The following is a 12,879-nucleotide window of genomic DNA, read 5'->3' on the forward strand; positions in this document are numbered from 1 at the left end:
GTCCCCGCCGCGCACGCACCATCTCCGAATCTCGTCGGAGCCAATGAATCACGGTCACCGGTCGACGGCGAGTGCCTTTTTCAACAGCCTGCTAGGGGCTGCCGGCGTGCCGGCGTCGGCCTATCGCACCGTGTCCGAGGCGCTGGCCGATCCGCAGCTCGCGCACCGGCAGGCGCTCTCCGAGGTGCGGGACGAGGGCGGCTCCTTTCAGGTGCTCAACCTGCCATTCCGGATGTCGGGTGCCGATATCACGCCGGCCAAGACGATGGCCGTGCTCGGCGAGCATACGGATGCGCTGCGCGAGGAGATCAGCCTCGCTGATGATGCATCAATTCCGACAGGCAAAACTGCCGCGACAGGCTGAGCACCATTACGCCGCACGTGCGGCGTGTGATCTGTCGCGCGTTCCTCTTGCCGTGGCGAGCTTTTGTCGCCAATCTCGTCCTCAGTCATTCAACGATCCGAAACATCGGACGAGGGATCCCGGGAGGAACCATGACGAACATCGCTGCCGCAGCGCGCAAGCACGCGCCGATTTTCCTTGTTGCGGCATTTGCCCTCCTTCCGCTGGCCGGGCCGGTGCAGGCACAGAAGCCGGGCGGCAGCATCACAGTCGGCCAGGAGCTGGAGATTGCGGGCTTCGATCCGCTCAAGGTCGGTGTCTACGATACCTCCACCTTCACCGCGGCCGCCGCGATCTTCGATACGCTGACCACGCTCGACGACAAGGGCGAAGCCGCGCCAAAGCTTGCGATGTCCTGGACTCATTCCGACGATTACAAGAGCTGGACCTTCAAGCTGCGCCAGGGCGTGACATTCCACGACGGCACGCCGTTCAATGCGCAGGCCTTCAAGGAGAATTTCGACCGACAGAAGGACCCCGCCAACAAGTGCCGCTGTGCCTTCTACATCACCAACGTCAAGGAGGTGCTGGCGTCGGACGAAACCACCGTTGTCTTCAATCTGACCGATCCCTCGGTGAACTGGCCGGCGGTGATCACAATCCAGAGCTCCAACAACGTCATTCATTCGCCGACCGCGTGGAAGACCAAGGGTGACGACTACAATCGCAATCCCGTCGGCACTGGTCCCTACATCCTGAAATCGTGGACCGCAGGCGACCGCATGGTGCTGGAGAAGAATCCCAATTACTGGGACAAGGGCCGGCCCTATCTCGATCGCATCATCCTGAAGCCGCTGCCCGATGCACAGTCGCGCTTCGCCTCGCTGCAATCGGGCGAGGCCGACATCATCTGGGACGACGAGAACGACGCCGACAACATCATGAGGGCGCAGAAGGACTCCAAGCTCACGGTGCACACCTACAAGGGCTCGGGCGCCCAGGTCTACGCCTTCAACACCAAGGTCGCGCCGTTCGACGATGTCCGCGTGCGTCAGGCGCTGGTGATGGCGCTCGACCGCCCGAAAATGTCGCAGGCGATCAGCAACGGCCTGAGCCGGCCCGCGACCAATCCCTATGGCGATGGCTCCTGGGTCAAATGCAAGGACGACGGCGCGCTGCCGTTCGACGTCGAGAAGGCCAAGGCGCTGATCAAGGAGTACGGCAAGCCGGTCGAGTTCAAGATGCTGGTGACCGCGACGCCGCGCGGCCGCATGATCGGCCAGGTGCTCCAGCAATTCTGGAAGCGCGTCGGCGCCAACATGGAGATCGAGCAGGTCGATCAGGCCACCATTCCCTCGCGCGCCTTTACACGCCAGTTCCAGATGACGCCATGGCGCATCGTCGATCTCGCCGATCCCGACCCGCAGATGTACGCGAATTTTCGCAGCGGCAGCCCGCTGGCACTGGCCGGTTTCTCGAACCCGGAGCTCGACAAGCTGCTGGACCACGCGCGCGTCACCGCCGACCTTGGGCAACGCACCGAGGATTACTGCGCCATCAGCCGCCTGATCAACAAGGAGGCAATCTGGTTCTGGACCTTCCAGAATACTTACTACGCGCTATCGAGCGCTAAGCTGAAGGGCTTCCCAAAGATCTACAATGGCGTGATCGACGTTTCGACGACTTGGCTGGAATGATGGCGCGATGCTGAACTTCGTCGTTCGGCGGCTGCTTGCCATGCTGCCGGTGCTGCTCGCCGTCTCGCTGCTGACATTCCTGATCGCCTCGCTGCTGCCGGGTGATCTCGCTCTCGTCATCCTCGGCGATCAGGCGACGCCGGAGAATGTCGCGGCGCTACGCCGGGACATGGGGCTCGACCAGCCGCTGTGGTGGCGTTACCTGAGCTGGCTCGGTCACGTCTTGCAGGGCGATCTCGGCCGCTCGTTCCGTACCGGGCAGACGGTGCTTCAGGCGGTCGCCGAGCGCATTCCGGTTTCACTTCAATTGATGCTGATGGCTGAGTTCATAGGCCTCTTGATCGGCGTTCCCGTCGCGATCGCCTGCGCCGCGCGCGCCGGCGGCGCCTTCGACCGCGTCATGACCGGCAGTGCGTTTGCGATGCTGTCGATGCCGTCCTTCCTGGTGGCGATCCTCTTGATCTATCTGTTCGCGGTCGAACTGCACTGGCTGCCGGCGACGGGCTATGTGCCGTTCACCGAAGCGCCGCTGGCGAATTTACGCTTCTTCGTGCTGCCGGCACTGACGCTGGCACTGGCGGAATGGCCTGGAATCATGCGGGTGCTACGCTCCGACATGATCGCGACCCTGCAGGAGGATTATATCGCGCTCGCCAAGGCCAAGGGTCTCAAGCCCGCGCGTATCCTGTTCGTGCATGCGCTCAAGCCCTCGTCGCTGACGCTGGTGACGGTCACAGGCATCAATATCGGCCGCCTGCTCGGCGGCACGCTGATCGTGGAATCGATCTTCGCGCTACCGGGCATCGGCCGGCTTCTAGTCGGGGCGATCTACACCCGCGATCTCGTCATCCTCCAGGGCGTGGTGCTGCTGGTCGCCTGCGGCTTCGTCATCGTGAATTTCATCGTCGACATGCTCTACGCCGTGCTCGACCCCAGGATCCGCCATGGCCACGCTTGAGCTCTCGATGCAGGACGAGGCGGTGCCCGTGCCGGTCGGCCGCAAGCGCAGGCTCGGCCTGTTGTTCTGGATCGCGAGTGCCTGGCTCGCGATCATCCTGACGCTCGCGATCCTCGCGCCGGTGCTGCCGCTGCAGAACCCTGTAGATATGGACATGCTGGAGCGCCGTGCGGCGTTCTCTTCCGAGCACTGGCTCGGCACCGATGGGCTCGGCCGCGACGAACTCTCCCGCCTGATTTTCGGGGCGCGGGTGTCGCTGACTGTCGGGCTGATCGCGCCGATGATCGGCCTTACGCTCGGCGGCGCGCTCGGCCTGCTCGCCGGCTATTTCCGCGGCCGGTTCGAGACATTGGTGGTGGGCAGCATGGACGTGCTGCTCGCTTTTCCGCCGCTGATCTTCGCGCTCGCGGTGACCGCCTATCTCGGCCAGTCCGTCCCCAACCTCACCTTGATTCTCGGTGTGCTCGGCATTCCCGCGTTTATGCGCGTGGCGCGCGCGGCGACGCTGAGCTTGGCTCGCCGCGAATTCGTGATCGCGGCCGAGGCGCTAGGTGCCAGCCATGCGCGCATCCTGCTGCGCGAGCTGTTGCCGAACGTGATCCTGCCGCTGCTTGCCTTCTTCCTGCTCGGCGTCGCCGTCACCATCGTGGTCGAGGGGGCGCTGTCCTTCCTCGGTCTCGGCGTGCCACCGCCGATGGCGAGCTGGGGCAGCATGATCGGCGAGGGGCGCGACAGCCTCGACGTCGCGCCGCGGCTTGCGTTCCTGCCCGCGGCCGGATTGTTCCTCACCGTGCTGGCCTTCAATCTGGTCGGCGACACCTTGCGGGCACTGACCGACCCGCGTCAGGGGGCGCTGTGAGCGCTGCGCTGCTGACCATCGAGGACGTTGCAGTCGAGCTACCGACGCCGCGCGGTAATCTGCGCGCCGTGGATCATGTCGACCTGTCGCTGGAGGCGGGCCGCACGCTCGGCATCGTCGGCGAGTCCGGCTGCGGCAAGACCATGCTGTCGCGCGCGGTGCTTCAACTGCTGCCGAAAAAAGCAAGGCTCACGGGACGCGTGATGTTCGACGGCCAGGACCTGGTGCGACTCGATGCGGAACGCTTGCGTCGCTTGCGCGGGCGCGATCTGGCAGTCGTGTTCCAGGACCCCATGACCTCGCTCAACCCGGTGCTGACCATCGGCACGCAGCTGATGGAGACGATCCAGGAGCATCTCGAGCTTGACGTCTCCGCGGCGCGGAAGCGCAGCATCGAGCTGCTGGCGGCTGTCGGTATTCCGGCGCCGGAGCAGCGGCTCGCGCAATATCCGCATCAATGTTCCGGCGGCATGCGCCAGCGCATTGCGATTGCGATCGCGCTGTCCTGCGAGCCGAAGCTCTTGATTGCGGACGAGCCGACCACGGCGCTCGACGTCACCATCCAGGCGCAGATCCTCGATCTGCTCGCGCGCGAGCAGCGCCGCCGCCACATGGCGATGATCATCATCACCCACGATCTCGGCGTTGTCGCGGGCCGCGCCGACGAGGTCGCCGTGATGTATGCGGGCAGGGTGGTGGAGCGCGCGCCGACGCAAGCCTTGTTCAAGCGTATGCACATGCCCTACACCGAAGCGCTGCTGGCGGCGATCCCGAAGCTGGATGCCGCGCCGCATACGCCGCTGCCGGCGATCTCCGGACGTCCGCCCGATCCGACACGACCGCTCAAGGGCTGCTCCTTTGCGCCGCGCTGCCGCTATGCCGCTAGCCGCTGTCATGAGGCCAAGCCCGACCTGAAGAGCGCTGAGAGGCCCGATCATCTCTATGCCTGCTTCCACCCGATCCAGATGGCGGAAGGAATCGGCGCATGATGCAGCTTGCCGCGCGCGTCGAGCCGCTGCTGAACGTCGACAATCTCGTGGTCGAATATGGCCTCGGCAACAAGACGGTGCACGCCGTCTCCGGCGTCAGCCTCCAGGTCGCGCGCGGCGAGACGCTCGGGCTGGTCGGAGAATCCGGCTGCGGCAAGTCGACGCTGGGGCGCGCCGTGCTGCAATTGCGTCGCGCCAAATCCGGCCGGGTGCTGTTCGACGGCGAGGACCTGACCGCGATGGAGGGCGAGGCGCTGCGCAAGATGCGACGCCGCGTGCAACTGATTTTCCAGGATCCGATCGCCTCGCTCAATCCGCGCCGTCGCATCGGCGACATCGTGGCCGAACCGCTGATCATCGCCGGCGTCAGGGATGCCGCCGAGCGCAAGCGTAGGGTTTACGAGGTGCTCTCTGCGGTCGGGCTCGATCCTGATCTCGTCGCGGGCCGCCTGCCGCATGAGTTCTCCGGCGGGCAGTGCCAGCGCATCTGTATCGCGCGATCGCTGGTGCTCAACCCCGAGTTCATTGTCTGCGACGAGCCGGTCTCGGCGCTGGACGTCTCCATCCGTGCGCAAATCCTCAATTTGCTGGAGGAGATGAAAGCGCGCTTCGGCCTGACGCTGTTGTTCATCGCGCATGATCTCGCGGTGGTCAAAGCGGTCAGCGACCGCGTTGCGGTGATGTATCTCGGCCGGCTCTGCGAGGTCGGTCCGTCGGAGCAATTGTTTGCAAATCCGGCGCATCCCTATACCGGGCTCTTGTTGCAGGCGATCCCGGTGCCCGATCCGGATATGCGTCCCGCCGGGAGTGTGGCAGCGGGTGAGCCACCATCGCCGATTGCGCCGCCGTCCGGCTGCCGCTTCCGAACCCGTTGCCCGCGGGCCGACCAGCGATGCAGCGCTGAGATACCGGAGTTGCGCGAAATCGCACCCGGCCAGTTCGCGGCTTGCCATCATCCGCTGGCCTGAACTAAGACCGGTTTGTCTCGCCTTGCCGGCCATGGCATGGTGGCGCGGCGACAAGAAGAATGCGGGAGGACGCCGATGAAGAGTTTCAAGGTTGCCGATTTCAAGGCGCCGCTGCAGGAGTTCGACGAGGCGACGCCGCAGCCGTCGGGCACGCAGGTGCTGATCAAGGTGAAGGCCGCCGGCGTCTGCCACAGCGACCTCCACATCTGGGAGGGCGGCTACGATCTCGGCCACGGCCGCAAGCCGCTGTCGCTGAAGGACCGCGGCATCAACCTGCCGCTGACCATGGGTCACGAGACGGTCGGCGAAATCCTGGCCTTCGGCCCCGACGTGAAACCGACCGACCAGGGCGACCTCAAGCTCGGCGAAGTCGGCCTGGTCTATCCCTGGATCGGCTGCGGCAAATGCGCGACGTGCCTGGCCGGTGACGAGAACATGTGCCTGACGCCGCGCTCGCTCGGCGTCTATTGCGACGGCGGCTATTCCGATCACATGCTGGTGCCGCATCCGCGCTACCTGCTCAATCTGAGAGGGCTCGACCCGGCGACGACCGCGCCCTATGCCTGCTCGGGCGTCACCACCTACAGCGCGCTCAAGAAGGTCGAGCAGCATTTCGACACCCCGATCGTGATGTTCGGCGCGGGCGGGCTTGGCCTGATGGCGCTGTCGCTGCTGAAGGCGATGGGCGGCAAGGGCGCGATCATGGTCGATATCGATGCCAGGAAGCGCGAGGCGGCGGAGAAGGCCGGCGCGCTCGCCACCGTCGACCCCAAGGCGCCGGATGCGCTGGAGCAGCTTGCCAAGAAGGCGGGCGGGCCGATCCGCGCCGTGATCGACCTCGTCGGCAATGCCGCGACGACGCAGCTTGGATTCGACTGCCTGACCAAGGGCGGCAAGCTCGTGATCGTTGGCCTGTTCGGCGGCGGGGCGACCTGGGCGCTGCCCCTGATTCCGATCAAGGCAGTGACGATTCAGGGCAGCTATGTCGGAAACCTGCGCGAGACGCAGGAATTGCTCGATCTCGTCCGCACCAAGAAGGTGCCGCCGATCCCGGTGACGACGGCACCGCTCGCCAAGGCCAACGACGCGCTGGTGCAATTGCAGCAGGGCGCGGTGGTCGGGCGCACAGTGCTGACGCCGTAGTGAACACTCTCTCCTCCGTCATTGAGCGAAGCGACGAAGCAATCCAGACTGCCTCTGCGGATGGATTTCTGGATTGCTTCGCTTCGCTCGCAGTGACGACTTGGCTAGCTCCTTTCCTTGAGGCCCTAAATGTCCGCAAACAACGCCTTCCACATTGCCGTGCTCGCCGGTGACGGCATCGGTCCCGAAGTCATGGCGCCGGCCCTCGAGGTGCTGCGCAAGATCGAGCAGAAATCGGATTTGCGCTTTCGCTTCACCGAGGCACCCGCCGGCGCCAACAATTATCGTGCCACCGGCAAGTCGATGCCTGACTCGACCATCAAGCTGTGCGAGGAGGCGGACGCAATCCTGCTCGGCGCCTGCGGCCTGCCGTCGGTGCGCTACCCCGACAATACCGAGATCGCGCCGCAGATCGAGCTGCGCTTCATCTTCGATCTCTATGCCGGCGTGCGGCCGGCGCGCCTCATTCCGGGCGTGCCGAGCCCGATCATCGGCGCTGATGCGCGCGGCATCGATCTCGTCGTGATCCGCGAATCCACCGAAGGCCTGTTCGCCTCGATGGGCAAGGGTGTCGTCACCCATGAGGACGCGCGCGAGACCATGGTGATCACGCGCAGGACATCAGAGCGCCTGTTCGACTTCTCGTTCCGCCTCGCCGAGCGGCGCAAGGCGCGCGGCAAGCCCGGCGCGCTTGCCTGCGTCGACAAGGCGAACGTGTTCAAGGCGTTCGCGTTCTTTCGCGGCATTTTCGACGAGATCGCCAAGAAGCATCCCGAGGTGAAGACCGACCGGCTCTATGTCGACGCCTGCTCGGCGATGCTGGTGAAGCGTCCCTGGGATTTCGACGTGATGGTGATGGAGAACATGTTCGGCGACATCGTCTCCGACATCACCGCGAGCTTGATCGGCGGCCTCGGCATGGCGCCGTCGGCCGACATCGGCGACAAATACGCCGTGTTCCAGCCCTGCCACGGCACCGCGCCCGACATCATGGGGCAGGGCAAGGCCAATCCCACCGGCATGATCCTGTCGGCGGCGATGATGCTGGACTGGCTCGCCGACAAGCACGGCGTCGAGAGCGCGGCGGAAGCCGGCGAGACAATCGAGCGTGCAGTGGATCAGATCTATGCCGGCGGCATCAAGCCGATGGAGTTCGGCGGCAACAACGGCACCGCCGATATCACGAAGGCGGTGCTAGGGGCGCTCTGAGAAGCAGCCGAGTCGCGGCGCCAGTTCATCACAAAAGAAAAAGGGGCCTCGCGGCCCCTTTGTCGTTCACCAGCGGCGCCAATGATGGTGGCGATGGCCCCAGCCCCACGGACGCGGGCCGTAGAAGCGTCGCGGGCCGCCGTAATAGCCGTAGGCGCCGTAATAGTTCGGACGCCAGAAACAGCGGCCCCAGGGGTTGCATACCCAGCGCACCTGATCGACGTCAGCGGCCGGACCGCTTGCAATCCTGTCCGCCTGCGGGATGCCATTCGGCATGGCCGCGAGCGCCTCGCCCGACGCGAGCGTCACACCGCCGATGGCAACCAGAGCAAGAACAGCAGATTTCAGTGTCATCGCGATCTCCCTCGTTGTGACGGGAGAACTTTCGTCAGATCAACTGGTTGCAACCGCCCGGAGTTGCACGAGGAATTTAATCTTCCTGAACGTCGGTTCAGCTTCAACGCCCCTGGAACTGCGGTTTGCGCTTTTCCATGAAGGCCTGCCGGCCCTCGCGAAAATCCCGGGAATCCATGCAGGCGTTGCCGATCGCCTTGATCGCGTCCATGTCGCGCTGGCTCTCATCCTTCAGCACCTGTGCGATGGTGATCTTGGCGGCCTTGATCGCGAGCGGGGCGTTCTGCGAGATCGTCTCGGCAATCGTCATGGTCTCGCCCCAGAGCTCGTCGACCGGGAACACGCGCTCGATAAGGCCAATGCGCAGCGCTTCGGCGGAATCGATGCGCATGCCCGTGTACATCAGGAGCCGCGCCCAGGACGGGCCGACCAGCGACACCAGGTGGCGGAGGCCGTCAAAGCCATAGGCGATGCCGAGCTTGGCCGCGGGAATGCCGAACTGGCTGCCGTGCGCGGCGATGCGGATGTCGGCGAGCATCGCGACCTGCATGCCGCCGCCGAGGCAAAAACCCTCGATGCAGGCAATCGTCGGCTTGGGATAGTCTGCGAGCAGTGCGCGCTGGGCGGCGCTGCGCCTGGCATATTCCTCAGAGGCCGCCGCGTTGTGCCGGGTCTTCTCGAACTGGCTGATGTCGGCGCCGGAGACGAAGGCCTTACCGCCGGCTCCGCGCAGGACCACGACGCGCACCGTCTCGTCGTCGCGCAAGGCGGTCAGCGCCTCGCCAAATCCCTCCCACATCTCCAGCGACATCGCGTTGCGCTTGTCGGGATTGTTGAAGGTGATCACGCCGACGCCGTCGGTGGTGTGCTGGAAAATCTTGCCGCCCGCGTAGGGGATACCGGTCGTGCTGAATATGTCGGACATCGCGCGCTCGCTCGTCATGTGCGAGGGGCAATGTGCTGCGGTGGCGCTTCCGGGGTCAACCGCGGCAGGGTGGGCGAGTCTGCATCCGCCTGTACCGGGATTGCATGGCGCGTCGTCCCGAGTGTCGCGCGTGCAAAGAAAAGGGGCGGTCGTGCCGCCCCGCAAAGGCCGCGCGCAAGCGCGCGAGCCGGAATATGATCGTTCAATCCGGCCGCGTCCCCGCGACGCGGCGGATTGAAGATCGGCCGTAAAGGCCAGACCGCCGACCGGTCTCAGCTCTCGTTCGCCGCGATCGATTCCATCAGCGAGACCAGCTGACGCTGCACGGTCTGGTCCTTGATCTTGCTGTAGGCGCGCAGCAAGCGGAGGCTGAAGGCCGAATCGAGGAACAGCAGGCTCTCGACTTCGCGCGCCTTGTTGTCACCGTCGTAGAAGAAGGTCACGGGCACGTCGAGGGCGGAAGCGATCTGCTGCAGACGAGCCGCGCCGACGCGATTGACGCCCTTCTCGTATTTCTGGACCTGCTGGAAGCTGACGCCAAGCTTCTCGCCGAGCTCGGCCTGCGAGATCTTCATCTCGACGCGCCGCAGACGAATCCGCTTGCCAAGCTCGATGTCCGGCTTGCCAGCGCTGCGCTGCTTCATTCTTTTCGCCGCTGCTTTCATCTTCGTTTTCACCTTTGTTCTTCGGTTGAAAATCCCCCGAAGAGCTGGGTCAGGGGTTCGCCCATATACGAGTCCTTGAATTCATGCGGATGCACGAACTCTTCCTTAAACCACGGGAAGCGAGCCGGACTGAAAGCTTCGATCAGCCAATCAATCATGTGCCGCACGCGCGGAATACGGCCGCTACCGGGATGGTAGGACAACCAGATATCCAGCGGTCGGTTCAACTCGACCTCCAGTGGAATCAACTTCCCGCCAAGCGCAATGGCGTAGCTCGGAAAGACGCCGATGCCGGCGCCGTTCGCGACCGCCCAGTAGTTGGCGCTCGAGACGTTGGTCTTCATGACCAGAAGGTCACGTTCCGACACGCCCGGGAAGAAGCTCTCGAAGGATTCCTTGGCGGCAAGCTGGTCGGCGAATTGCAGCACCAGGCGATGCTTGATCAATTCCGCCGCCGTGCGCGGCGCGCCATGCTTCTCGATGTATTTCTCGGAGGCCCAGAACATCAGATGCATGCGGCCGAGCCGCACCAGCTTGATGTCGAGCGCGGAGGGACGCGACAGATGGATGGCGACGTCGGCCTCGTGGCGCGAGACGTCGGCCGAGCGCATCGCGCAATGCAGGTCGACCAGGATCTTCGGATAGGCCTGCTGGAATTCAACCAGGCGCGGGGCGAGCCAGAACGTGCCGAGCCCCTCGGTGACGGCGACGCGCACCTCGCCGGACAGCGCGTTGGCCATCGAATCGCTGGCGCGCAGCACGTCGAAGGTGGCGGCCTCCATGCGCTCGACGGCGGAGACCACCAGCGCGCCTTCATCGGTCAGATGGGTGCCGTGGACGTCACGCGTGAACAGTGTGGTGCCGGTCTGGCGTTCGAAATCGTCGATTCGCCGGCGCACGGCGTTGATCGACAGCGACAGGCGCTCGGCCGCCGATCGGAAACTTCCGGATCGGACGACTTCAAGGAATATGCGGGCGGCATCCCAATCAGAGAGGCCGCTGAGATTTGTTTTTGGGCGTTCCGCCACAGGAACGCCCCTTTCCGCCAAGGAGTGCATACAATTTCCTTCGGGTGGCTAAACTGGCAGAATCTGGCGCAAACCACAACTACTGCGAGTTGGGGGATGATGAGTTTTGAACGTCATCCTTACTACCTCGTGGGTGGTATCTGAATGCTGCCAAGGCTGGGAATCGGGCGGACCATCGCCCGGATGAGGGGTGTGGCGTGAGTTCCGTTGCGAGCCGTGAAATGGCTGCGGGATTGCAGGCGCTGTCCGTAATGAATGTGCTTGCGCGAAAGCCGGCGCCGTCTCCTTCAATGGATCAATCACAGCAGGCCGGGCGTTTGCTCTCGGACTGCTTCGATCGCGGCCAACGGCGCAGCGCGGCGAAGATAGCCAGAACCGCTGTTCCGCGGCAGAAACCCACTGAAATCAGGTTCAGAGGCGCTGTGGCCTCGTGCTATCCTCCGTATTCCATGGGGGCCGAAGGGGTCGTCACCAACACGTCTCGCAGGCCGAATTAACGGAAAGAACGCCGGTGTCGCATTCAGACGAACAATTGCAGTCGGTGCTGGAAACGCTCGAGGGGTGCCGCAGGGTTCTCAACGCGTGCGACAGCCGTGAGTCGGCCGAGCTGCTGTCGATTGTCATCCTCGACGTCAGGATGAAACTCAAAGGAATTGACAGTGCCGAACTCAAGGCACTGTGCGACGAAATGTTGCGGAGCGCTGCGAGCGAGCCGCCGTCCCCTTCCAAGCAGACGCAGGACCAGCCCCGGCGTCCGCTGCTCCGCGTGGTGAAGTAGCCACGCCGCCGAATCTCGCTTTTTGGCGAGGTTTGTGCGCGTCCCGATGCCGCACCTGTGATCGCAGGCGGCATCGGGAGGAGCCCTGGTTTGGTGCGCCTCTGTTGCGCATTCTCCGGCATCGGTTACACCAGAGCCGGTTCGGCTCCTGGCCGCGCGCATTCCCGGCGCGCCGCACCGGTGCCTGAGATGGCTCAGACGGCATCATGCAAAATGTTTCGATCCCGGCGGCGCTGATTGCCGGCCTCGTCAGCTTCCTCTCGCCCTGCGTCCTGCCCCTGGTCCCGCCCTATCTGATCTACCTGACGGGCGCCACGATCGAGCATGTCGAGAGCGACGAGCCGGGCTCGGCCTCCAAGCGCGCGATCATGATGTCGGCGCTCCTGTTCGTGCTCGGCTTCTCCACGGTGTTCGTCGCCCTCGGCGCCAGCGCCTCGCTGATCGGCGGGCTGATCCGTGCCTGGTCGGCGGAGCTGTCGATCCTCGCCGGCATCGTCATCATCATCATGGGCCTGCACTTCCTCGGACTGACGCGCATCGGCCTGTTGATGCGCGAGGGACGGCTGCCGATCCCCAAACCGGTCGGCCTCTGGGGCGCCTATATCATGGGGCTCGCCTTCGCCTTCGGCTGGACGCCCTGCATCGGCCCGATCCTCGCCGCGATCCTGTCGATCGCCGCCGCTGAGGCCACGGTGGCGAAGGGCGCGGGCCTGCTTGCGGTCTATTCGGCCGGTCTCGGCATTCCCTTCCTGATCGCCGCGCTGATGATCGAGCAGTTCTCCGCGCTGTTCGCGCGCATGAAGGGCCATCTCGTCAATGTCGAGCGCGCCATGGGCGTCCTGATGGTGATCACCGGCATCGGCTTTCTCACCGGCGCGGTCTCGAATGTGAGCATCTGGCTGCTGGAGACGTTCCCGGCGCTGCAGACGTTCGGATAGAGCCAAGCCCGGCCGGGTAAGCCAC

General features: G+C 64.5%; 14 protein-coding genes. 10 read left to right on the plus strand and 4 right to left on the minus strand.

Annotated elements, in window-relative coordinates; genetic code table 11:
- The 8 genes from GGD61_RS37805 to GGD61_RS37840 all read left to right on the plus strand — a co-directional run.
- The coding region (locus GGD61_RS37805) for a CoA transferase (RefSeq protein ID WP_246786162.1) at nt 1-364 on the plus strand (364 nt) is incomplete at its 5' end.
- Between the two features lie 131 nt (nt 365-495).
- The gene (locus GGD61_RS37810; RefSeq protein WP_092259724.1) at nt 496-2,040 is read left to right on the plus strand and encodes an ABC transporter substrate-binding protein; all 1,545 of its coding nucleotides are present in this window, start codon (nt 496-498) and stop codon (nt 2,038-2,040) included.
- Between the two features lie 7 nt (nt 2,041-2,047).
- A complete protein-coding gene (locus tag GGD61_RS37815) occupies nt 2,048-2,998 on the plus strand; it encodes an ABC transporter permease (RefSeq protein ID WP_092259722.1) in 951 nt (316 codons plus the stop codon).
- Nucleotides 2,985-3,857, plus strand: coding sequence for an ABC transporter permease (locus GGD61_RS37820; RefSeq protein WP_092259721.1), 873 nt, complete (start codon nt 2,985-2,987; stop codon nt 3,855-3,857). Before GGD61_RS37815 ends, GGD61_RS37820 begins: the two co-directional genes overlap by 14 nt.
- Nucleotides 3,854-4,846 carry an ABC transporter ATP-binding protein gene (locus GGD61_RS37825; RefSeq protein WP_092259719.1) on the plus strand — a complete coding sequence of 331 codons (993 nt, stop codon included), beginning with the start codon at nt 3,854-3,856 and terminating at the stop codon, nt 4,844-4,846. The genes GGD61_RS37820 and GGD61_RS37825 overlap by 4 nt, the downstream gene beginning before the upstream one ends.
- A complete protein-coding gene (locus tag GGD61_RS37830) occupies nt 4,843-5,814 on the plus strand; it encodes an ABC transporter ATP-binding protein (protein ID WP_092259716.1) in 972 nt (323 codons plus the stop codon). Before GGD61_RS37825 ends, GGD61_RS37830 begins: the two co-directional genes overlap by 4 nt.
- A 75-nt stretch (nt 5,815-5,889) precedes the next feature.
- Nucleotides 5,890-6,957 (plus strand): alcohol dehydrogenase, encoded by a 1,068-nt coding sequence (locus GGD61_RS37835; protein ID WP_183232271.1) that lies wholly within the window; start codon nt 5,890-5,892, stop codon nt 6,955-6,957.
- A gap of 129 nt (nt 6,958-7,086) precedes the next feature.
- Nucleotides 7,087-8,166 carry an isocitrate/isopropylmalate dehydrogenase family protein gene (locus GGD61_RS37840; protein ID WP_092259712.1) on the plus strand — a complete coding sequence of 360 codons (1,080 nt, stop codon included), beginning with the start codon at nt 7,087-7,089 and terminating at the stop codon, nt 8,164-8,166.
- A gap of 66 nt (nt 8,167-8,232) precedes the next feature.
- Here the strand turns inward: GGD61_RS37840 and GGD61_RS37845 are convergent, their stop codons facing one another.
- The 4 genes from GGD61_RS37845 to GGD61_RS37860 form a co-directional block, all read right to left on the minus strand.
- The gene (locus tag GGD61_RS37845; protein WP_092259710.1) at nt 8,233-8,520 is read right to left on the minus strand and encodes a hypothetical protein; all 288 of its coding nucleotides are present in this window, start codon (nt 8,518-8,520) and stop codon (nt 8,233-8,235) included.
- A gap of 103 nt (nt 8,521-8,623) precedes the next feature.
- Nucleotides 8,624-9,445 carry an enoyl-CoA hydratase gene (locus tag GGD61_RS37850; protein ID WP_092259965.1) on the minus strand — a complete coding sequence of 274 codons (822 nt, stop codon included), beginning with the start codon at nt 9,443-9,445 and terminating at the stop codon, nt 8,624-8,626.
- Between the two features lie 272 nt (nt 9,446-9,717).
- Nucleotides 9,718-10,089: a helix-turn-helix domain-containing protein gene (locus tag GGD61_RS37855; RefSeq protein ID WP_020608151.1), complete on the minus strand. Its 372-nt coding sequence runs from the start codon at nt 10,087-10,089 to the stop codon at nt 9,718-9,720.
- 29 nt (nt 10,090-10,118) lie between these two features.
- Entirely contained in the window at nt 10,119-11,168 is a 1,050-nt protein-coding gene (locus GGD61_RS37860) for a LysR family transcriptional regulator (RefSeq protein ID WP_092259708.1), read from the minus strand.
- A gap of 481 nt (nt 11,169-11,649) precedes the next feature.
- Between GGD61_RS37860 and GGD61_RS37865 the strand changes: the two genes are divergently transcribed.
- Together GGD61_RS37865 and GGD61_RS37870 are read left to right on the plus strand one after the other, a co-directional pair.
- Entirely contained in the window at nt 11,650-11,916 is a 267-nt protein-coding gene (locus GGD61_RS37865; RefSeq protein ID WP_018322768.1) for a hypothetical protein, read from the plus strand.
- A gap of 206 nt (nt 11,917-12,122) precedes the next feature.
- On the plus strand, nt 12,123-12,854 hold the full coding sequence (locus tag GGD61_RS37870) for a cytochrome c biogenesis CcdA family protein (protein ID WP_092259704.1): 732 nt from the start codon (nt 12,123-12,125) through the stop codon (nt 12,852-12,854).
- Nucleotides 12,855-12,879: the final 25 nt, after the last annotated feature.

Source organism: Bradyrhizobium sp. SBR1B (assembly GCF_014198205.1).
In the GTDB taxonomy this organism is placed as follows: Bacteria; Pseudomonadota; Alphaproteobacteria; order Rhizobiales; family Xanthobacteraceae; genus Bradyrhizobium.